Annotated in this window: 18 protein-coding genes, 1 tRNA gene and 1 pseudogene; 12 read left to right on the top strand and 8 right to left on the bottom strand. The window is 70.9% G+C overall.

The window, feature by feature from the left end:
* Nucleotides 1-4 precede the first annotated feature (4 nt).
* Complete coding sequence (locus tag ACFPA8_RS09325) at nucleotides 5-643, bottom strand: 5-formyltetrahydrofolate cyclo-ligase (protein WP_386445176.1); 639 nt, start codon at nucleotides 641-643, stop codon at nucleotides 5-7.
* Nucleotides 644-721: 78 nt separating this feature from the next.
* On the opposite strand from ACFPA8_RS09325, the gene galU reads away from it, so the two are divergent.
* The 12 genes and pseudogenes from galU to ACFPA8_RS09265 all read left to right on the top strand — a co-directional run.
* The gene (gene galU / locus ACFPA8_RS09320) at nucleotides 722-1,624 is read left to right on the top strand and encodes a UTP--glucose-1-phosphate uridylyltransferase GalU (RefSeq protein ID WP_386445173.1); all 903 of its coding nucleotides are present in this window, start codon (nucleotides 722-724) and stop codon (nucleotides 1,622-1,624) included.
* Nucleotides 1,625-1,628: 4 nt separating this feature from the next.
* Nucleotides 1,629-2,933: a molybdotransferase-like divisome protein Glp gene (glp, locus tag ACFPA8_RS09315; RefSeq protein ID WP_386445170.1), complete on the top strand. Its 1,305-nt coding sequence runs from the start codon at nucleotides 1,629-1,631 to the stop codon at nucleotides 2,931-2,933.
* Between the two features lie 243 nt (nucleotides 2,934-3,176).
* Nucleotides 3,177-3,671 carry a cyclic pyranopterin monophosphate synthase MoaC gene (moaC, locus tag ACFPA8_RS09310; protein WP_386446278.1) on the top strand — a complete coding sequence of 165 codons (495 nt, stop codon included), beginning with the start codon at nucleotides 3,177-3,179 and terminating at the stop codon, nucleotides 3,669-3,671.
* Complete coding sequence (locus tag ACFPA8_RS09305; protein WP_386445167.1) at nucleotides 3,671-4,177, top strand: MogA/MoaB family molybdenum cofactor biosynthesis protein; 507 nt, start codon at nucleotides 3,671-3,673, stop codon at nucleotides 4,175-4,177. The genes moaC and ACFPA8_RS09305 overlap by 1 nt, the downstream gene beginning before the upstream one ends.
* A complete protein-coding gene (locus ACFPA8_RS09300; RefSeq protein ID WP_386446275.1) occupies nucleotides 4,174-4,797 on the top strand; it encodes a GNAT family N-acetyltransferase in 624 nt (207 codons plus the stop codon). Before ACFPA8_RS09305 ends, ACFPA8_RS09300 begins: the two co-directional genes overlap by 4 nt.
* A gap of 174 nt (nucleotides 4,798-4,971) precedes the next feature.
* The gene (gene sepX / locus ACFPA8_RS09295; protein ID WP_465270232.1) at nucleotides 4,972-6,243 is read left to right on the top strand and encodes a divisome protein SepX/GlpR; all 1,272 of its coding nucleotides are present in this window, start codon (nucleotides 4,972-4,974) and stop codon (nucleotides 6,241-6,243) included.
* 142 nt (nucleotides 6,244-6,385) lie between these two features.
* Nucleotides 6,386-6,459: transfer RNA gene (locus tag ACFPA8_RS09290), tRNA-Ala, on the top strand.
* A 936-nt stretch (nucleotides 6,460-7,395) separates the two neighbouring features.
* Complete coding sequence (locus ACFPA8_RS09285) at nucleotides 7,396-7,599, top strand: cold-shock protein (RefSeq protein ID WP_351076900.1); 204 nt, start codon at nucleotides 7,396-7,398, stop codon at nucleotides 7,597-7,599.
* A gap of 316 nt (nucleotides 7,600-7,915) precedes the next feature.
* Nucleotides 7,916-9,427, top strand: a complete 1,512-nt coding sequence (locus ACFPA8_RS09280; protein ID WP_386445160.1) for a DEAD/DEAH box helicase — start codon at nucleotides 7,916-7,918, stop codon at nucleotides 9,425-9,427.
* 383 nt (nucleotides 9,428-9,810) lie between these two features.
* Nucleotides 9,811-10,119, top strand: a complete 309-nt coding sequence (locus tag ACFPA8_RS09275) for an SCO5918 family protein (protein WP_386445157.1) — start codon at nucleotides 9,811-9,813, stop codon at nucleotides 10,117-10,119.
* 112 nt (nucleotides 10,120-10,231) lie between these two features.
* Nucleotides 10,232-10,678 (top strand): SRPBCC family protein, encoded by a 447-nt coding sequence (locus tag ACFPA8_RS09270; protein ID WP_386445154.1) that lies wholly within the window; start codon nucleotides 10,232-10,234, stop codon nucleotides 10,676-10,678.
* Nucleotides 10,679-10,783: 105 nt separating this feature from the next.
* Nucleotides 10,784-11,029, top strand: a pseudogene (locus ACFPA8_RS09265) (hypothetical protein); the annotation flags it as partial.
* On the opposite strand, the gene ACFPA8_RS09260 reads toward ACFPA8_RS09265, so the two are convergent.
* The 7 genes from ACFPA8_RS09260 to ACFPA8_RS09230 all read right to left on the bottom strand — a co-directional run bounded on the left by ACFPA8_RS09260 (nucleotide 11,019) and on the right by ACFPA8_RS09230 (nucleotide 19,130).
* Entirely contained in the window at nucleotides 11,019-12,959 is a 1,941-nt protein-coding gene (locus tag ACFPA8_RS09260; protein ID WP_386445151.1) for an ABC transporter permease, read from the bottom strand. The pseudogene ACFPA8_RS09265 and the gene ACFPA8_RS09260 sit on opposite strands and share 11 nt — an antisense overlap.
* A 100-nt stretch (nucleotides 12,960-13,059) precedes the next feature.
* Nucleotides 13,060-13,854: a molybdate ABC transporter substrate-binding protein gene (modA, locus tag ACFPA8_RS09255; RefSeq protein WP_386445148.1), complete on the bottom strand. Its 795-nt coding sequence runs from the start codon at nucleotides 13,852-13,854 to the stop codon at nucleotides 13,060-13,062.
* A 103-nt stretch (nucleotides 13,855-13,957) separates the two neighbouring features.
* Nucleotides 13,958-14,353: a TOBE domain-containing protein gene (locus tag ACFPA8_RS09250; protein ID WP_386445146.1), complete on the bottom strand. Its 396-nt coding sequence runs from the start codon at nucleotides 14,351-14,353 to the stop codon at nucleotides 13,958-13,960.
* Nucleotides 14,354-14,861: 508 nt separating this feature from the next.
* A complete protein-coding gene (locus tag ACFPA8_RS09245) occupies nucleotides 14,862-15,473 on the bottom strand; it encodes a GTP-binding protein (protein ID WP_465270231.1) in 612 nt (203 codons plus the stop codon).
* Nucleotides 15,454-15,834, bottom strand: a complete 381-nt coding sequence (locus ACFPA8_RS09240) for a DUF742 domain-containing protein (protein ID WP_386445140.1) — start codon at nucleotides 15,832-15,834, stop codon at nucleotides 15,454-15,456. The genes ACFPA8_RS09245 and ACFPA8_RS09240 overlap by 20 nt, the downstream gene beginning before the upstream one ends.
* A gap of 6 nt (nucleotides 15,835-15,840) precedes the next feature.
* The gene (locus tag ACFPA8_RS09235; protein WP_386445137.1) at nucleotides 15,841-16,275 is read right to left on the bottom strand and encodes a roadblock/LC7 domain-containing protein; all 435 of its coding nucleotides are present in this window, start codon (nucleotides 16,273-16,275) and stop codon (nucleotides 15,841-15,843) included.
* Entirely contained in the window at nucleotides 16,275-19,130 is a 2,856-nt protein-coding gene (locus ACFPA8_RS09230) for a sensor histidine kinase (protein ID WP_386445135.1), read from the bottom strand. Before ACFPA8_RS09230 ends, ACFPA8_RS09235 begins: the two co-directional genes overlap by 1 nt.
* Between the last annotated feature and the right edge of the window lie 319 nt (nucleotides 19,131-19,449).

Below are 19,449 nucleotides of genomic sequence, written 5' to 3'. Positions count from 1 at the left end.
CCGTTCAGCCGCGGTGGTGCGGCGGCGGAGCCTCGAAGCGGTGGATACCGGAGGGCGTCACCGCGGCGGCGACGGGCAGGTCGTGCGGCTCCGCCGGTACGCTGCCGACCAGTTCGGCGTCGTAGAGCAGGACGGCGAGGGCGGGCCGCGCGCCGGACGCCCCGATCCGTGCCAACACCCGGTCGTACGACCCGCCGCCGCGCCCCAGCCTGATGCCCTTCCCGTCGACGGCGAGTCCGGGCAGCAGCACCACGTCGGCCTCCGTCACCGCGTCCGGGCCGAGCCGCGGCCCGTCCGGCTCCAGCAGCCCCCGCCCGGCCCGTTCGAGCCGGTGCGTACCCTCGTACGCGGCCCAGTCCAGGTCGTTGTCCGGCAGCAGCACCGGCAGCAGCACGCGCACGCCCTGCGCGTGCAGAGCCTCCAGCAGGGGCAGCGTCCCCGGTTCACGGCCCACGGAGACGTACGCCGCCACGCTCCGTGCCTCCGCCAACTCGGGCAGTTCCAGGGCTCGCTCCGAGAGGACGGTCGCCGTCGCCTCCGCGTCGTGGGCAGTCAACCGGGCTCTCACCGCGAGGATGCTCTCCCGCAACGCGCGCTTACTACCGTCGGTCGGGCTCACTGGCGGGCCGGTCCCTTCCGGCATGAGCATGCATGCTCACACCGCTACATATCGGAGCGAAGCCTTACCTTCCGGGCAAAGCCTCCGGTTATCGTGCGGGACATGACTACTTCCCGAGCACAGATCAGCAAGGCTGTCATCCCGGCAGCGGGTTTGGGCACCCGCTTCCTGCCGGCCACCAAGGCCACGCCCAAGGAGATGCTGCCGGTCGTCGACAAGCCAGCGATCCAGTATGTGGTCGAGGAAGCCGTCTCCGCCGGGTTGTCCGACGTTCTGATGGTCACCGGCCGCAACAAGCGCCCTCTTGAGGACCATTTCGACCGCAATTACGAACTGGAACAGGTTCTGCGCGACAAGGGCGACGCGACCAAGCTCAGCAAGGTGGAGGAGTCCAGCGACCTGGCGACGATGCACTACGTGCGCCAGGGCGACCCCCGCGGCCTCGGGCACGCCATTCTCTGCGCGGCGCCGCACGTGGGCGACGAACCCTTCGCCGTACTGCTCGGCGACGACCTGATCGATCCGCGCGACCCGCTGCTCACACGCATGACGCAGGTGCGCGAGCAGCACGGCGGCAGCGTCGTCGCGCTCATGGAGGTCGAGCCGGAGAGCATCCACCTCTACGGCTGCGCAGCCGCGCATCCGACCGGCGAGGAGGACGTCGTCCAGATCTCCGATCTCGTCGAGAAGCCGTCGAGCGCGGAGGCGCCCTCCAACCTCGCGATCATCGGCCGCTACGTGCTCGACCCGGCCGTCTTCGAGGTGCTGCGCAAGACCGAACCGGGCCGCGGCGGCGAGATCCAGATCACCGACGCCCTGCAGACCCTCGCCGCGGAGCCCTCACTCGGCGGACCGGTGCACGGTGTGGTCTTCCGCGGCAGGCGCTACGACACCGGAGACCGGGGAGACTATCTGCGCGCCATCGTCAGACTGGCATGCGAACGTGAGGACCTGGGCCCGGACTTCCGGGACTGGCTGCGGAGTTTCGTCACCGAGGAGATGTGAGCCGTTGAGCGAGACCTGGTCGGTCGAGGAGCATCTGGACGACATCCTGCGCAGCGTGCGCCCGTTGGAGCCCATCGAGCTCCAACTCCTCGACGCGCAGGGGTGCGTGCTCGTCGAGGACGTCCCGGTGCCGACGTCGCTGCCTCCCTTCGACAACAGCTCGATGGACGGCTACGCCGTGCGTACCGCCGACGTCGAGGGGGCCTCCGAGGAATTCCCCGCGGTGCTGGCCGTCATAGGGGACGTGGCGGCGGGCAGCGGAGACCTCCCCGTCGTGGGCCCCGGCCAGGCCGCCCGCATCATGACGGGTGCCGCGATGCCGCCGGGCGCGGAGGCCGTCGTCCCCGTGGAGTGGACCGACGGCGGTCTCGGCGGCGGCCCGGTGGACTCCATGAACGCCCGCAGCGCCGACCCGGCGGGCGGTGCCGGCGAGGTCCGCGTCCACCGCCCCGTCCCGGCGGGCCGGCACGTCCGTCCCCGCGGCAGCGATGTCCAGGCGGGGGCGCTCGCGCTCAGCGCCGGTACGGTCCTGGGCCCGCCCCAGGTCGGTCTGCTGGCCGCGATCGGACGCGGCAGCGTACGGGTCCGCCCGCGCCCCCGTGTGGTCGTCCTCTCCACGGGGAGCGAACTCGTGCCGCCCGGCGAGCAGTTGGGTTCCGGCCAGATCTACGACTCCAACAGCTTCGTACTGACCTCCGCGGCCCGCGACGCCGGCGCGATCTCCTACCGCGTCGGTGCCGTCGCCGACGACGCGGACACGCTCCGCGCCACGATCGAGGACCAGCTCATCCGGGCGGACCTCATCGTCACGAGCGGCGGTGTCAGCGTGGGCGCGTACGACGTGGTCAAGGAAGTGCTCTCCAAGATCGACGAGGGCAGCGGAAGCGTGGAGTTCCGCCGGCTGGCCATGCAGCCCGGCAAGCCCCAGGGCTTCGGCCTGATCGGCCCGGAGCGCACGCCGGTGCTGGCTCTGCCCGGCAACCCGGTGAGCGCGTACGTCTCCTTCGAGCTGTTCGTCAGGCCCGCGGTGCGGGCGCTGATGGGGCGCGCCTCCGTACGCCGCGAGACCGCCCGTGCCCGGCTGGAGACCGAGGAGCCCCTCACCTCCCCGGACGGCAAACGGCAGTTCCTCCGCGGCAGTTACCTCCCGCCGGCGGCGGGGGAGACCCACGGCGCGGTGCGTCCCGTCGGGGGCTCCGGCTCCCACCTGATCGCGGCCCTCGCGCAGGCGAACGTACTGATCGACGTCCCGGAGAAGACGACGCTCCTGGCTGCCGGCGAAGAGGTGACCGTCGTGCTGCTCGACTAGGGCACGTCCCCGCCCGTACGGCAAGCCCCGTCATCGGCCCCGTCATCGGCCCCGTCCTCGGCCCCGGACCTCCCCCGACCCGGGGTCCCGGCCCGGCTCCCGTCCTGGGCGGTACGCCCGGGACGGCGCCGGGGCGCCGTCGGCCCGGTACCGTATCCGGTCACAGGGACGGTTCCGGGAGAACGATTGAACAGCGCCGAACAGCAGCACCTGACCCACATCGACGAGGGTGGGGCCGCCCGCATGGTCGATGTCTCCGCGAAGGACGTCACCGCTCGCACCGCGCGTGCGGCCGGCAGAGTCCTCGTCTCGCCACGCGTGGTGGAACTGCTGCGCGGTGAAGGGGTCCCCAAGGGCGACGCACTGGCCACGGCCCGGATCGCGGGCATCATGGGAGCAAAGAGGACACCGGATCTCGTCCCGTTGTGCCATCCGCTCGCACTCTCGGGCGTCAAAGTCGATCTTTCGGTCGCGGACGACGCCGTCGAGATCACCGCACAGGTGAAGACCACGGACCGTACGGGTGTGGAGATGGAGGCGTTGACGGCCGTGACCGTCGCCGCCCTCACCGTGATCGACATGGTGAAGGCCGTCGACAAGTCAGCCGTGATCGCGGACGTGCGGGTGGAGGAGAAGTCCGGCGGCCGATCCGGCAACTGGACGCGATCCGGAGCGAATTCGAGCCCGTCCCCGGCTGATTCCGAGGGCGGGCGGCCCACTCAGGAGGGAACCGGCTGATGAACCCCGCGCAGCACTCCTACCGTGCCCTGGCCGTCACGGCCTCGAACCGGGCCGCCGACGGGGTCTACGAGGACGAGGGCGGCCCGCTCCTCGTCGAGGGCCTCGCCGCCATGGGCTTCGAGACGGAGGGCCCGAGCGTCGTACCGGACGGCGAACCCGTCGCCGAGGTGCTGACCGCAGCGGTCAACGCCCGCTACGACGTCATCCTCACCACCGGCGGTACCGGACTCTCCCCCACGGACCTGACTCCCGAGATGACGCGCCGGCTCCTGGACTACGAGATCCCGGGGATCGCGGAGGCGATCCGCGCGGAGGGGGCCGGCAAGGTGCCGACTGCGGCCCTGTCGCGGGGAGTTGCGGGCGTCGCCCGCAGCACTCTGATCGTCAACCTGCCGGGCTCGTCCGGCGGAGTACGCGACGGGCTCGCCGTCCTCCGTCGCCTGCTGGTTCACGCAGTCGACCAGATCCACGGAGGCGATCACCCCAGAGGGGCCCCCAACTGAACGCGTCCTGGCCGGTCGTACTGACGGACGGTGCCACCGCCCTCCGTCCCATAAGGCTGCGCGACCAGCGTGCCTGGCGCGAGGTGAACCAGCGCAACCGCGACTGGCTGCGCCCCTGGGAGGCCACGATCCCGCCAGCGCCCGCGGGGCTCATGCCGCCGCGCCGACCGACGTACCGGCAGATGGTGCGGCACCTCCGGGGGGAGGCTCAGGCGGGGCGGATGCTGCCGTTCGTCGTGGAGCACCAGGGGCGCCTGGCAGGTCAGTTGACGGTCGCGGGGATCACCTGGGGGTCGATGTGTTCGGGACACATCGGCTACTGGGTCGACCGCGAAGTAGCGGGACGCGGAGTGATGCCGACCGCTGTCGCGCTCGCAACGGACCACTGTTTCCGCACGGTTGGGCTCCACCGCATCGAGATCTGCATCCGCCCCGAGAACGCCCCCAGCCGCCGGGTCGTGGAGAAACTGGGCTTCCGCGAAGAGGGGTTGAGGCCCCGTTATCTGCATATCGACGGTGCGTGGCGTGACCATCTGGTGTTCGCGCTGACTGCTGATGAAGTGCCGGAAGGGCTGCTCTCCCGCTGGCACCGCTCGGCCCCGCGCACGTCCAGTAAATGAAATACCTGTTCGAAATCAGCGCTCGTTTGCCTAACAGCCCCCGGCGGCTTCGGAATTGACGACGCCCGTCCGGCGCGCGTCGATCCGAAAAAATGCTGGAGAGATCAGCCAGATCGTGCGACACACCGCGGTATTTGGCAGATGGGTGCGGCTAAACCCCTCTACCGTGTGAGGGTGAACAGCAGCGGCCTCATCTACGCAGTCATCGTCGGGGCCTGGGCCGCCTATCTGGTGCCGATGTGGCTCCGCAGGCAGGACGAACTGAACGAGTCCCGTCCCACCGAACGCTTCAGCACCGCCATCCGGCTGCTGTCCGGCAAGGCGGCGATGGAACGGCGCTATGCCAAGGAGGCGGAGCGCGAAGGCGAAGTCCCGGAGGACCAGGACGACTTCGGCGACCCGCTGAGTGATCCTCTCGACGCCCGTCAGCACGCCGCGGGCCGAGTGGGCGGCTTCCCTGAGGACGACGGTGCGCACGAGGGCGTTCTCGACGACGCATCTGACGAAGCAGTGGACGTCCGGGCCTACGCCGACCCCAAGACCATGGTGGGAGAGGGCAGTCAGGGTGCCCCCACCGAGCTTCTGGCCGGAGCCGGCGACCGCGCCGGTGAAGGAGAGAGCGGGAACGGCCCGACCGGCGAAGGCCGGAGTGAGCTCCGGCAGAGCGAAGGGGCACGGCAGCCCTCCGAGCGCGGCCAGGCCCGGGGGAGCAGCAAGAGCACGCGCGCCAAGGTGCTCGCCCGGCGCCGCCGCACCACGATGGTGCTCTTCCTCGCCTTCACCGCAGGCACAGTCGTCGCAGGGGTCGGCGGGATCACGTTCCTGTGGGCGCCGGGCGGACCGGGGCTGCTGCTGAGCGCGTACATCGTGCATCTGCGGGTGCAGGAGCGCCGCCGGTTCGCCGTCACCATGGACAAGCGCCGGGCGGAGGCCGCGGCGCACCGTCTGCACGAGAGGCAGCCGGCCGGTCCGGCGGGCCCGGACCCTGAGACAGAGGCCCTCGCGGGCCCTCCGGTGAACGAGCGGGCACCGGAGCCGGCTGCTGCGAAGCCCGGTGCGCAGTCGGCTGCACGGTCCGCTCCGAGGTCGGCCCAGGAGCCTGCGGCGGCCGACCGGCGCGCCCTCGTCGAACAGACGGATCACGCCGAGTGGGTCGATCAGCAGCGGAACAGTGACAGCGAGTCCGGCGAAGGCTGGGACCCGGTGCCGGTGCCGCTGCCCACGTACGTCAGCGCTCCCGTCGCCCCGCGCGCCACGCGCGGAGTGGACCTGGAGGAGCCGGGCACCTGGAGCTCTGCCCGGTCCAGCACCGTGAGCGGCGAGACCGGCGGCAACGACGGCCCCGACGACCCGGCTCCCGCGCCCCGCCGCGGCCGCGGGCACGGCCGTACGCCGCTCTTCGACCAGTACGAGGACGAGGACCGGCCGCGTGCAGCCAACGAGTGACCCGCGGTGACGCTGTCCGCCCCTGCCGAGGGGCGGACAGCGTGCCGCGAGGGCGCTTCCGGGCCGGAGCGGGGGCGGTGACCAGCGCTGTATCGGATTTCCTCGCAGCCCGAGGGGGATGCTAAGGTTTCACCCGTCGCAAGGGCCTGTAGCGCAGTCCGGTAGCGCATCTCGTTCGCAACGAGAGGGTCAGGGGTTCAAATCCCCTCAGGTCCACAGCACAGCAAGTCGAAGCCCCCGTCGGAGAGATCCGGCGGGGGCTTCGTCGTGCCGTACAGCAGCGAAGTACAGCAACTACGGTGACTGCCTTGATCGCTGCCGCTCCCAGGTCCACGTCCTGCCACGACAGCCCCGACACCTCGTCAGAAGCCCGCACGGGTCGGGGGGACGGGCAGGCCGTTACGGTGCGGCGGCCAGCGGTGGTGGCCGCCTTCGGACCGGAGCGGGTGATGAGGGGGGTTTCGCCGACGGCGCGGAGGAAGTCCTGTGTGGTGCCGAGCATTTCGGCGGCCCATTGCGCCTCTCTGTGAATGCGTGGAGGGTCCCGGTGCCGTCCGGCACCAGGACCCAGAAGCAATGTCTACTCCGGCCAGCATAGATTTTCGTCTGTCCAGAGGTGAGGTAATCGACCTCGGGCGGCGAAGGATGCGGGCAAGGTTGTCACCGCCGGGTTGACGAGCTGCAGGACGGGGCACGGCTCGGCGCCGTCACCGATGTCCTGCGTTCACGGCGGCGGCACCCGCACCCTGGACCGATCGCGAGCCGGACGGCGTCGAGGGGGCCATGCATGATCACAGCCCGCGGGCTTCGCATGCGCGCCCTCGACCTGACAGCCGGACGGCCTCCCAGAACTCTGCGCTCCGGGTGGGTCAATATCTATGACCGCGAGGTGAGGGTTTGACCCGTCGGGCGGGGAGTGTTCTTACCTCGGCGAACAGAGTGGAATTCTTCGAAGTACGCAGGCCGCTACCGCATGCTACTGTCGATCTCAGTTGCAGTCTTGGTTCCCAGAACTTCCAACGCCTTCGGCGATATTTTTCTGCCGCTGGATGCGTTTTTGTATTCCGGTCTTTTTCCGGGCGGGGCATCATCGCGGCGACCCGGCGTCCGTGCATTGCGGGTCCCGGCGTACTGTCCCGAAGGAGATATGACATGGCATCCGGCACCGTGAAGTGGTTCAACGCAGCCAAGGGTTTCGGCTTCATCGAGCAGGACGGCGGCGGCGCCGACGTGTTCGCCCACTTCTCGAACATCGCCGCCCAGGGCTTCCGTGAGTTGCTCGAAGGCCAGAAGGTCACCTTCGACATCGCGCAGGGCCGGAAGGGCCCGACGGCCGAGAACATCGTTCCCGCCTGATACTGACGCGCACGTTGCAGCTGGGCCCGCATCCCTCGGGGTACGTCCCGGCTGTGGCATTTCCGCAGTGTCTACACCCGTGGACGAGCACCTTCGCAGGCCGTTCTCCGGGACGCGGGCCCCATCGGAGCTTCACCCGCCGACGTCCTGGTTCACACGTCCACTTGACGTCACTCGTTTCATCACCCGGACCGGCACCGGATTCACTGCCGGCCAGATCCGCATTCCATTCGGCCCGTTCTTGTGATTCCCGCGCTGCCCTTCCGCGGTGGGAATTCCTTGCTGCGTGCCGTGCCGCATCAAGGAAAGGTCCTGAATGAATCCCGCACGTACGAATGAGCGTTCCTCCCGCAGGCGCACCGGCGGACCCGCTGCCGGCTCCGGTTCCGGCGCCGGCAGGGGCCGGGGCGGCCGCTTCGGCCCGCCCGCCCCGAGCCGTTCCGGGGGGCCGCGCCGCTCGGACGGCCACGCTCGGCGGCCCGCAGCGGTCCAGGGCGAGTTCGCCCTGCCGAAGACGGTCACTCCCGCGCTGCCCGCAGTCGAGGCGTTCGCCGACCTCGACATCCCCGAGCGGCTGCTGGCCGCACTCGCCGCGCAAGGCGTGAGCGTCCCGTTCCCGATCCAGGGCGCGACCCTGCCCAACACCCTCGCGGGCCGCGACGTCCTCGGACGCGGGCGCACCGGCTCCGGCAAGACCCTCGCCTTCGGCCTGGCCCTGCTGGCCCGCACCGCCGGACAGCGCGCCGAGCCCCGCGAGCCGCTGGCCCTGATCCTCGTGCCGACGCGTGAGCTGGCACAGCAGGTGACCGACGCCCTGACCCCCTACGCCCGCTCGGTGAAGCTGCGCCTGGCCACCGTCGTAGGCGGAATGCCGATCGGCAGGCAGGCCGGTGCGCTGCGCGGCGGCGCCGAGGTCGTCGTCGCGACGCCGGGCCGTCTCAAGGACCTCATCGACCGTGGCGACTGCCGGCTGAACCAGGTCGCGATCACCGTCCTGGACGAGGCGGACCAGATGGCCGACATGGGCTTCATGCCCCAGGTCACCGCGCTCCTGAACCAGGTCCGCCCCGAGGGCCAGCGGATGCTGTTCTCCGCGACCCTCGACCGCAACGTCGATCTCCTGGTCCGCCGCTACCTCACCGACCCGGTCGTGCACTCCGTCGACCCGTCCGCAGGTGCGGTGACCACGATGGAGCATCACGTGCTGCACGTCCACGGGGCGGACAAGCACCGGACGACGACGGAGATCGCGGCACGCGAAGGCCGGGTGATCATGTTCCTGGACACCAAGCACTCCGTCGACCGGCTGACGCAGGACCTGCTGAACAGCGGGGTGCGGGCGGCCGCCCTGCACGGCGGCAAGTCGCAGCCGCAGCGCACCCGCACCCTGGCCCAGTTCAAGACCGGGCACGTCACCGTGCTGGTGGCGACGAACGTCGCGGCGCGCGGCATCCACGTCGACAACCTCGACCTCGTCGTCAACGTCGACCCTCCGACCGACCACAAGGACTACCTCCACCGCGGCGGACGTACCGCGCGGGCCGGCGAGTCCGGCAGTGTCGTCACCCTGGTCACCCCCAACCAGCGCCGCACCATGACCCGTCTCATGGCGGCCGCCGGCATCGTGCCCCGGACCACGCAGGTCCGCTCCGGCGAGGAGGCACTCGCCCGGATCACCGGCGCCCAGGCCCCCTCCGGCATCCCCGTGACGATCACCGCGCCGGTGGCCGAGCGGCGTGGGCGCAGCGCGCCCTCACGCGGCCGACGCCGCCCCGCGGCTGCCCGGCGCGTGACCGTGCGGCAGTCCACCTTCGATGCGGCGGCCTAGAACTTTCGTGATCAGGAAGCTGACGCACCTCTGCAGGAGGCATGTTCTGATGCTGGTTCAGATGCAGCCCGGCTCGGCGAGCGGCCCCCCGTGCGCGGTGGACGGTGCGCCGGGCTGGTCACCCCGGCCCGGCTCGGCGCAGTCCGCGACGGTTCCGAGCACACGGACCGTGTCCAGCTGCGTGACACTTCCGGCGGCCGCGGGCCTTTCACCTCACCCGTGACCACGTTGACCGAAACCGAGCACACGATGCTCTACCCCCAGTTCGAAGCCCTGCCTGCCGCCCACGAACAAGGCAGAGCTCCGGGCGCCACGCCCTTGCCCGCTGAACCATTTCACCGCGGCAGAACCATCCCCCTTCGCTCTGATCCCTGTGAGGCATCATGCGCTGTATCATCGCCCGCTTCCCCTTCGACCTCACCAAGAGCGGCGTCCTGGAATCGATGAAGGGCGTCAGGCCCGAGCAGGTCTTCGGCGAGTCCGTGATCATCGGCCGCCGCACCTACCCCGTCAAGCAGGTCGGGCAGGTCGTCACAGGCCAGGACCGCCGCGATTTCACCGCCCGCGAAGTCCTCCGGGCCATGACCCAGCTCGGCTTCACCTGCCACGGGCTTCCCCAGGCCGCGCCCACGCGCGTCCTCGACCCGTTCCAGCAGGCTTCCGCGATGCTGGGAGCCCCTGAGGCCGTCTGACCGACGGGCCGGCGCGAGCCGCCACCGGATGAGCAGTTCGGCGGCGACCTCGACCTGACCGTCGTCGCGCAGAACAAGGACGGTGCCGTGCTTTCGACGGAGCGGAGAGGTGATGGCTGGACAGTTCGATGTGGTTACGGAGGTCGACCGGCCGATCGAGGAGGTCTTCGCCTTCCTCGCGGATGGTGAGAACGACCCGGAGTTCAGCCCCCGGGTCCTGGAGATCGCGAAGACGACGGACGGGCCGGCGGGCGTCGGCACCGTCTATCGGAGCACGGTCAAGGACGCCGGGATCAAGACCCGCAGGGAGTTCAGGATCACCGGCTTCGACGCGCCCCGCAGGATCCGCTGGACGGAGACGTCGAAGAACCTGGTCACCGGGGAGGGCGGCTACGACCTGGAGCCCGTGGGCGACGGCAGGACGCGGGTGCGCCTGTTCAACACACTGACGGGACACGGTCCCGGCAAGCTGATCGTCGGCGCCGCGCTGAAAGCGGCCCGCAAGGAGGCCGACGATTTCGGCAAGCGCATCAAGACCGCCGTGGAGTCCGCCCGTTGAGGACCGGCGTACCCGCGGCACACGTCAGGACGTGCGCGGGTACGCCGCCTCAGCTTTCCGACTCTCTCCGACCGCTGGGACGACTCCCGGAGCGATGCGGGACGCGACGGCGCGGAGCGTCGGGCGAAGGGTCTCCGCGTGGTGGCGTATCCCACGGCGCGTGACTCCGTTGCCTCGTACTGTCCGGAGACCAGCGTCCTGGTACCGCTGGACAGCGTCGCGGACATCAGCGACCCGCCCACGTCGAAGGGCATCGGGTACCGGTCGCACGCGATCGGAGGCCGCTCGGTCCACGGAGCCGCGGTCCAGCGCGATCACCGACCGTGGCTCGCAGCGGCGCTCACCGAGTGACGACGGTGACTTCTGTGGCTTTGACGCTGGTCCACACGTCCGTGCCGTCGCCGAGTGCGAGTTCGCTCGCCGCCTGCGGGGTGATTTCGGCGATCAGGTCGGGGCTCTCGTCCGAAGAGACCACCACGCGCAGGCGGCTGCCGACCGCGGTGATCTCCCGGACGGTTCCGGGCCACACGTTGCGGGGACTGCCTGCGGGCCGGCGGCGGTGCACCGAGACGGCTTCGGGGGCGATGACCGCCAGGGCCTGTGTCCCTTCGGTCAGGGGGTCGGCGACGACGAGGGTGCCTCCGCCGTCGAGGGAGAGGGTCCTCTCGGAAGTGGCGGTTCCCGGCCAGGCGTTGCTGCCGAGCATCCGGGCCACCCACGGCGAGCGGGGATGCCGGGACACCTGGGCCGGTGAGTCGTCCTGAAGGGTCCGGCCGCCGTCGAGGACGAGTACGCGGTCGCCCAGCGAGATGGCCTCGACGGGGTCGTGGGTGACGAGCAGGCAGACTCCACCGAAGCCTTCGAGGTGTGTGCGCAGGGTGTGGCGGACCTGGGCGCGGGTGGTCTGGTCGAGGGCGGCGAGGGGCTCGTCGAGGAGCAGGAGCCGGGGGCGGGCGGCAAGCGCCCGTGCCAGCGCGACGCGCTGGGCCTGACCGCCGGAGAGCTGGGCGGGTCTGCGGTGTGCGAGGTGTCCGACGCCGAGCCGGCCGAGCCAGTCCTGCGCGGTACGGCGGGCCTCGTCCCTGTTCACGCCCTGGGCCCGCAGCCCGTAGGCGGTGTTGGCGAGTGCGGTGAGGTGCGGGAAGAGTGCTCCGTCCTGCGGTACCCAGGCGACTCCACGGCGGTGCGGGGGCAGGGCTGTCGCGTCGGTGTCGCCGAGGCGCAGCTCGGCGTGTGCGCGGGGGGTGAGTCCCAGGAGGGCGCGCAGAAGTGTCGTCTTGCCGGCGCCGTTGGGTCCGACCACGGCGATGGTGGTGCCGGCCGGGGCGTCGAGGGTGAGGTTGTCGAAGCCGCTGACTTCGGTGTGCAGGGAGCACTGCTGCAGCGTGGCGGGTGCCGCCGGGGGGTGTGGAGTGCTGCGTGCGTTCTCGGCCTGCTCCGCGTCCTCCTCCGGCGGCCTGTCCCTGCTCGGGGCGCGGTCGCCGGCGATGCCGGTCCAGCGGCCGCGCAGGGCGACGAGGACGGCCATGGCGACCGCGAGCAGCAGCAGGGAGACGGAGGTCGCTGCCTCCGGCTGTTCCTGCAGGAGGAGGTAGACCTGGAGCGGGAGCGTCTGGGTCGTCCCGGGGAGGTTCCCGGCGAAGGTGATGGTCGCGCCGAACTCGCCGAGCGCACGGGCCCAGGTGAGGGCCGACCCGGCCGCCAGCGCGGGGGCGACCATGGGGAGGGTGACGGTGAAGAACACCCGCACGGGCGAGGCGCCCAGAGAGGCCGCGGTCTCCTCGTAGCTCGGCCGGAGTCCGGCGAGGGTGCCTTCGAGGCTGATGATCAGGAACGGCATGGCGACGAAGGTCGCCGCGACGACGGCACCGGAGGTGTGGAAGGGCAGGACGATTCCGAGTTCGCTCTCCAGCCAGGGGCCGAGCAGGCCACGGCGGCCGAAGCCCAGCAGCAGGGCGACACCGCCGACAGTCGGCGGCAGCACCATCGGCAGCAGCACCAGCGAGCGCACCAGTGCCTTGCCGCGGAAGCTGACGCGCGCCAGGAGCCAGGCCAGCGGCACGCCGAGTACGAGGGAGAGCCCGAGCGCCCAGAAGGACACCACCAGCGAGAGGCCGAGGGCGTCGGTGACACCGGGGCTGGTCAGATGGGAGCCGACCGCGCCCCACTCGGTGCGGGCGAGGATGCCGGCCAACGGCAGCAGCAGGAAGGCGACCGCGAGCAGCGCGGGTAGCGCGAGAGCAGTCGGCGTGCGGGTGCCGGGAACGCGGAGGCGGCTCATCGACGGGTCCGGGGATCAGGGGTCGAGGGGGTTGCGGCTGTCTGCGGACCGGGCCCGTCCGGCGCTCTCACCGGACGGCCCCGGGCGGCCGACGGCGCGTTCACGGCTTCTGGAAGCCCGCGCCGCGGAGGAGCTGCTGCGCCTCCGCGGTGCGCAGCCACTTCACGAACGCGGCGGCCGCCCCGGGGTTCTCCGACGACTTCAGGGCAGCGGCGGGGTACGAGGCGACCGCGTTCCGGCCGTCGGGGATCCCGACGGTGTCGACCTTGCCGGGGGCCGTGGAGGCGTCGGTCTTGTAGACGATGCCCGCGTCGGCCTCTCCGAGTCCGACCTTGCTCAGGACAGCCCGGACGTTGGGCTCCTGGGAGACGGGCTCGACGTCGATGTCCTGCGCGTCCAGCACCTGCCGGCTGTAGCGGCCGGCGGGCACCCCGGGTGCGGCGAGTACGACCTTCAGCCCGGGGCGGGCGAGGTCCTCGAGTTTCCCGACCTTCTCCGGGTCGTCCTTGCCCGTCACGATGACGAGACGGTTCTTCGCGACGACGGTGGGGACGCCGGTGTCGGACTTCAGTCCGTCCATGGTCCTGGTGTCCGCCGTGACCAGGACGTCCGCGGGTGCGCCCTGCTCGACCTGGGCGGCCAGTTCCTGGGAGCCGGCGAAGGAGAACTTCACCTCCGTGCCCCGGTTCTTCTTCTCGTAGGTCTTCCCGGCGGTCTTGAAGACGTCGGTGAGCGAGGAGGCGGCCAGCACCGTCAGCTCGGCCTTCGTCGCACTCCCCGGCTCGTCCTCGGTGCCGCCGTCCTTCTTGCCGCCGCCGCAGGAGGTCAGCGGTACGAGGAGCGCGGCGGCGGTGAGCGCGGCGGCGGTACGTCGCCATATGACCGTGGACGGCATGCGGGACGAGGCTCCTCGGCGGTGCGGAGGGAAGGGCGGAACCGGAGGGGCGGGCGCCGGGCGGGGAGGCTGACGGCTGAAGCGGTTCATGGCATCCGTGCGCTCAGGCGCGGTCGATGTGCACGTTGGTCGACTTCACGCGGGCGGTGGCCTGCATGCCGACCTCCAGGCCCAGTTCCTCGACGGCCTCCCGCGTCAACAGCGAGACGAGCCGGTGCGGGCCGGCCTGGATCTCCACCTGTGCGGCGACGTCACCGACCTTGACGGCGGTCACGATGCCGGGGAAGGCGTTGCGGGCCGAGGTGTAGGAGTCGTCCTCTTCGCCGGTGCCGCCCTGGCCCACTTCGACGGAGAAGGCGGCCAGATCCCTGCCGTCGACGAGGCGGCGGCCCCCTTCGTCGCGGTGGGTGGCGACTCTGCCCGCATCGGCCCAGCGGCGCGCTGTGTCGGGGCTGACGCCGAGCAGGCGGGCCGCCTGGCCGATCGTGTAGCTCTGCATGCCCGCAAGGTATGGGCAAAGTTTCGCATCTGCAAGACGTGAGCGGCATTCGTATGGCAACTGCGTTCTGAGCGGAGACATCGCGTCGCAGTTGCGGAACTGCCACAGCTTGCCGGCAAGGGGCCGCACCTCGCCTCAGGCCGCTGGTCGAGCGTCATCTCCCGTGCCTGGCTCCACATGTTCGGCATCCCCGTCGGCATGCGGGCCCGTACGCCTGAGGGAGCCCGAAGCGGCCCGCCGGCCCGCCGGCCCGCCGGCCCGCCGGCCCGCCGCGCCCGCCCCGCACTCCACAGCGTCGGTCTCGTCGTCGCGGCGCACGAGTGCGAGTGCGATTCCGCGATCGTGCGCGCCCCGCTGACAGTGGCCGGCGGAGCGGGAGTTCACGATGCGCTCGATGCCCTGCTCAGGGCACACCTGGAGGCATGGGGACGGCGACCGTGACCGTGACCGGGCCGGCCCGTGGCCCCGGCACCGGACGGGGACAAGCCGGGCCGGGAGCGTCCCGCCGTCAGTAGCCCGGGGACGGGGAGAGGCGGCGGGCCGCCTGGGCCTTGGCGGACTCCAGCAGGGCCAGCAGCACCTGCTTGCTGGAGCCCCGGTGCCGTACGTCGCACATGACGACCGGGGCGGGGGTGCGGAGGTTCATGGCCGTCTGGACCTCCCGCGCCGAGAAGTCGGACTGCCCCCAGAAGCAGTTGACGCCCACGGCGAACGGGATCTGGCGCTGCTCGAAGAAGTCGACGGACGCGAAGCTGTCGGTGAGGCGCCGCGGGTCGGCGAGGACGACGGCGCCCAGCGAGCCCAGGGCGAGGTCGTCCCACATGAACCAGAAGCGCTCCTGGCCGGGAGTGCCGAACATGTAGAGCACATGGTCGAGGTCCAGTGTGATCCGGCCGAAATCCATGGCGACGGTCGTGGTCGACTTGTCCGGGGTGCCGGCGAGGTCGTCGACGCCGAGGCTGGCCTGCGTCATGTACTCGTCGGTCTCCAGCGGCGGGACCTCGCTCACCGAGCTGATCATGGTGGTCTTGCCCACCCCGAAGCCGCCTGCTACCAGGATTTTCAGCGCTGTCGGCATGGCGACGGAGCCACCCGGCCGCTCAGAGCTTGCGGATACCACGGATTACCCTCTCAAGTAGTTCCACGCTGGGGGCACTTGTCTCCTCGCCCGGCGTCTTGATGGCGATCAGGGACTTGGCGAGCAAGTCCCCGCAGAGCACTTTCACCACGCTGGCCGGCAGGTCCAGAAGCGCCGCGATCTCGACGATCGCCAGCGGCCGCTCCCGGCATAAATCGAGAATTGCCACCAACTCCGGCTGCACGCCCTGGACTTCACTGCTCTTCGCAGAGCCTGTGGTGGCCACCTGCGTGATGAGCGGGAAGTCGGCGCCGTTTGGGTGTGTACGTCCGCCGGTGATGGCATAGGGCCGGATCAGGTATCCGGACCCTTCATCGAACCAGGACGTCTTCTTCGAGGCCACAGACCCTTACCGCGGCTGCCCGGCGGCCGGGACCCCCGGGACCCCCGTGCGAGGCGCGGCGCTGAGGTAGGCACCGACCTGCTGGACGATCCTGGTCATCTCGTACGCGGCCATCCCGGCGTCGACGCCGGAGGAGGCGAGCATGGCGAGCCGTGCTCCCTGGCCCGCGTTGGTGACGAAGAGGAACGCGTTCTCCATCTCGATGACCGTCTGACGGACCTGGCCGCCCTCGAAGCGCTGTGCGGCACCGCGGGAGAGGCTCTGCAGCCCGGAGGCCACCGCTGACAGGTGCTCGGCGTCGTCCCTGCTGAGGTCCTTGGAACGCGCGAGCAGCAGCCCGTCCTGAGACAGCACGATCGCGTGGTGAGTCTCGGGGACCCCCGTCACCAGCTTGTCAAGCAGCCAATTCAGGCGGCCGTCGGTTTGGTTCCGGTCAGTCATCACAGGTCCTTCCACACAGAATCATCGGCGCCCGTTCCATGACCGGGCGTTTCCGCCTGCGGATCACCGTCGGGCTCTGCAGGCGTCGAGGAGCGGGCGCGTTTGCTTCCCGACTGGATGGCGGCCATCGTCGCTCCCGCTCTGTCCGGGGTGGACATGCCGGCCGTGGGGTCCTCCGGCTCGGGGAAGCTCTGCGACGACTGGCGCAAAGGCTCGGCGAGGTGTTCCCCCCGCACTCTGACGGGGAGCCTGGCGGGGGACGCCAGGGGCTGGTCGCGCGTCTCCTGGGGCGCCTGGCCCGTGACGGGTCCGGGCGGTTCCGCCTCGCCGGTGAGGCTGTGTGGGGGGTGTGGCCGCGACGCTGGCATGGGGGCGTCCTCCACGGAGGGGTCCGTGTCCACAGGCCCGGGGTGGAGCCCCGCGCCGTGCGGACTCCTGCCGGAGCCCGGCGAACTCATGGTCATCGAGCCGAGACTGATACCCCGGCCGATGGTGTCGAGCATTCCCGGACCCGGCACGCTGAGCGTTCCCGGGCTCAGCGGAGCCGTGCCCAGGGCTTCGGGGGAGTCGGCCCCCGGAGTGGACGGCAGCAGACCGGCGCCCGCGTATGCGGGGTAGCCGCCGTGCTGGTCGAGGTGGGGCCGCGGCGTGGCGTCCTCCGAGCTGGAGTACGTCTCGGGTGCCGGGCGCGTCCCGTTGCTCTCCGCCGTACGTCCCGAGGTGCCGGAGGGCGCGCTCGCGTACGTGCCCGCGCCGGCCGGCACCGGCTCCGCGAACGAGGTGTCGGGTGCGCTGGTGAGCTCGTGCGCCGGTGACGCGGAAGCGATCGCCGGTGCGGCGGGAGCCGCCGGGAGCTCCTCCCGCTCCCCGGGCTCCTGACGCGCCTCCGTGACGAGGCTCGACAGCAGGGACTGCGTCTCCTCCAGCAGTTCGCCGGGCAGAAGCACGACGGCCAGCGTGCCGCCGTAGGCCGACTTCTGGAGTGTCACTTCGAGGCCGTGCCGGTTCGCCAGCCGGGCCACGACGAAGAGACCGAGGCGCGGTGCTTCGCCCAGCGTCATCATGTCCGGCTTCGGCGGGTCCGCGAGCATGCGGTTCAACTCGTCGTACTGCTCGGTGGGCATGCCCAGACCGCGGTCGACGACTTCGAGTGCCAGGCCCTTGGCGACCTTCTCGGCGCTGACGCACACCCGGGTGTCCGGAGGGGAGAAGGACGTGCCGTTCTCGATGAGTTCGGCGAGCAGGTGGCCGACGTCGGCGACGGCCTGGCCCACCAGCGAGACCGGCGGGGCGGGCAGGGCCTCGACCCTGCTGTAGTCCTCGGTCTCGGAGATGGCGCTGCGCAGCACGTCGTAGATGGGTACGGCCTTGCTCCAGCGGCGTCCCGGGAGGGCGCCGCCGAGGATGAGCAGGTTCTCCGTGTGCCGCCGCACGCGGGTTGCGAGGTGGTCGACCGCGAAGATGTCCTTCAGCAGCTTGGAGTCCTCGTGTTCCCGCTCCAGCTTGTCGAGCTTGGGGATCATCCGGTTGATGAGGACCTGCGTACGCCGTGCGAGGCCGAGGAAGACGGTCTCCGCGCCCTCACGGCCCCGCGCCTGCTGGACCGTCGTCTCGACGACGGTCTGCCACTGCCGCTGGATCTCCTGGGCGAGCCAGGCGATCTCGTCGCTGCCGTAGTCGCCGGGCGAGGGCTGCGGCGCGGGCTCGGACCTCTCGTCCTCGTCGAGCTGCGCGATCAGCTGGGGGAACGTGGTGCCCGCCCACTCGCCGGTCGCGTGCTGGAGGCGGGAGAGGCGTCCCGTCAGGGAGCGTGCGAAGCGCACGGCCAGCACGACGGCGAACGCGAGGACTCCGAGGGCGAGTACGGTGCCGATCGCCGCGCCGAGCAGCAGCCTGTCCGCACGGCCGGAACCGCCCTCGACGACGCCGTCGAGGGAGTCGGAGCTGATCTGGCGCAGCTCCTTGCCGACGACGCCGGCCGACTCCTGCCACTCGTCGGTCTCCCGCGTCAGCGCCGAGGGACGCGACGCGGCGGTCTCCTCCGCCTGGACCAGCGTTTTCCACTGCTCGGTCTCCGTGAGCTGCTCGTACGCCTCGGCGGCGTCCGCGGGCAGGTTTCCGGGCTGCAGCGCGGCGCGGTTCTGCCGCTGGACCGCGAGGTACCGGCCGAACTCGGCGCGCTCCGCGGCCTCCGTGGGGTTCTCGGCGAGCGGATTCGGGGCGACCTTCGGACGCGGGCCGGCCAGCTGCGCCTCCTCCCGGGAGAGGAGCTCGGTGAAGTCCGCCAGCGACGCCGTCGCGGCCGAGGCGCGCGCCAGGTCCCCGTCGTCCGTGCGGGCCGACGCCGCCAGCAGCCCGGTGGCCTCCGCGGTGATGTCGGAGTAGTAGCGCAGGGCGCTCGGGGCGGAGACCTTGCGGGCGTTCACGGTGCTGCGCTGCTGGGAGAGCTTGCCCAGCGCCTCGTTGAGGTTCTCCGCCTGGTCACGGACCGCGGGGTCGGCGGACTGCAGGCCCACACGTGCCTCACGGAAGTCGGCGATCGCCGAGTCGGTGCCGCTGCGCGCGTTGTCCAGCGCGGTACGGGCGGACTTGGTGGACGCGGCCTGCCACGCGGCGGTGAGCCGGCGTTCGTCCTGCAGCCGTGCTGCGAGAGCGTTAGCCGGCTTGCCCGCCGTGGAGGCCGTTTCCGCATCCGCCCTTAATGTCAGCGCTTCCTGGACGAGGTCGTTCGCCGCATATCCCCACAATCCCGTGAGAGCGAGCATGGGAATGACGATGGGCAGGGCCACCGAGTAACGCAGAGATCTGCGGTGAAGGGCCCTGGGCACTGTGTGCCGGTCGCGTATGCCTGGCATCTGATTCCTCGTGCGGCAGCGGAACGATGGTGGCGATGGAGGAGGTGCAAGGGAGGTGCGGAGAAGCTGAGCACAATGTCCGTACGGTGTGCCGCGAGCGTCGTCCCACGAGCTGAGGGGGCGTCACCAACGGTTGACCGACCCGGTGCACGGTACCAGGGTCGGCAGGAAGCCCGAACGCGAACTGTAGCCGTGAGCAGGCCACTTGCTCCGCGACCTTGCACAATGCGGGTCGGCGTCGCTGAACGACGGGACCTTCCCGCGTACGTGCGGCCGTCGATCCGGGCGGAGTTCCTTCTCACGGAACCTTGTTCTATCA

The sequence above is a fragment of the Streptomyces ovatisporus genome, from assembly GCF_042653885.1.
In the GTDB taxonomy this organism is placed as follows: domain Bacteria; phylum Actinomycetota; class Actinomycetes; order Streptomycetales; family Streptomycetaceae; genus Streptomyces; species Streptomyces ovatisporus.
Note: the sequence above shows the minus strand (reverse complement) of the source record. Positions and strands in the feature narration are given on the sequence as shown.

Excerpts from the sequence above, each read along its gene's own strand:
- ACFPA8_RS09325 (WP_386445176.1), bottom strand. The coding sequence starts at position 643 with ATGCCGGAAGGGACCGGCCCGCCAGTGAGCCCGACCGACGGTAGTAAG.
- galU (WP_386445173.1), top strand. The coding sequence starts at position 722 with ATGACTACTTCCCGAGCACAGATCAGCAAGGCTGTCATCCCGGCAGCG.
- moaC (WP_386446278.1), top strand. The coding sequence starts at position 3,177 with ATGGTCGATGTCTCCGCGAAGGACGTCACCGCTCGCACCGCGCGTGCG.
- ACFPA8_RS09305 (WP_386445167.1), top strand. The coding sequence starts at position 3,671 with ATGAACCCCGCGCAGCACTCCTACCGTGCCCTGGCCGTCACGGCCTCG.
- ACFPA8_RS09285 (WP_351076900.1), top strand. The coding sequence starts at position 7,396 with ATGGCATCCGGCACCGTGAAGTGGTTCAACGCAGCCAAGGGTTTCGGC.
- ACFPA8_RS09280 (WP_386445160.1), top strand. The coding sequence starts at position 7,916 with ATGAATCCCGCACGTACGAATGAGCGTTCCTCCCGCAGGCGCACCGGC.
- ACFPA8_RS09275 (WP_386445157.1), top strand. The coding sequence starts at position 9,811 with ATGCGCTGTATCATCGCCCGCTTCCCCTTCGACCTCACCAAGAGCGGC.
- ACFPA8_RS09270 (WP_386445154.1), top strand. The coding sequence starts at position 10,232 with ATGGCTGGACAGTTCGATGTGGTTACGGAGGTCGACCGGCCGATCGAG.
- ACFPA8_RS09260 (WP_386445151.1), bottom strand. The coding sequence starts at position 12,959 with ATGAGCCGCCTCCGCGTTCCCGGCACCCGCACGCCGACTGCTCTCGCG.
- modA (WP_386445148.1), bottom strand. The coding sequence starts at position 13,854 with ATGCCGTCCACGGTCATATGGCGACGTACCGCCGCCGCGCTCACCGCC.
- ACFPA8_RS09250 (WP_386445146.1), bottom strand. The coding sequence starts at position 14,353 with ATGCAGAGCTACACGATCGGCCAGGCGGCCCGCCTGCTCGGCGTCAGC.
- ACFPA8_RS09235 (WP_386445137.1), bottom strand. The coding sequence starts at position 16,275 with ATGACTGACCGGAACCAAACCGACGGCCGCCTGAATTGGCTGCTTGAC.
- ACFPA8_RS09230 (WP_386445135.1), bottom strand. The coding sequence starts at position 19,130 with ATGCCAGGCATACGCGACCGGCACACAGTGCCCAGGGCCCTTCACCGC.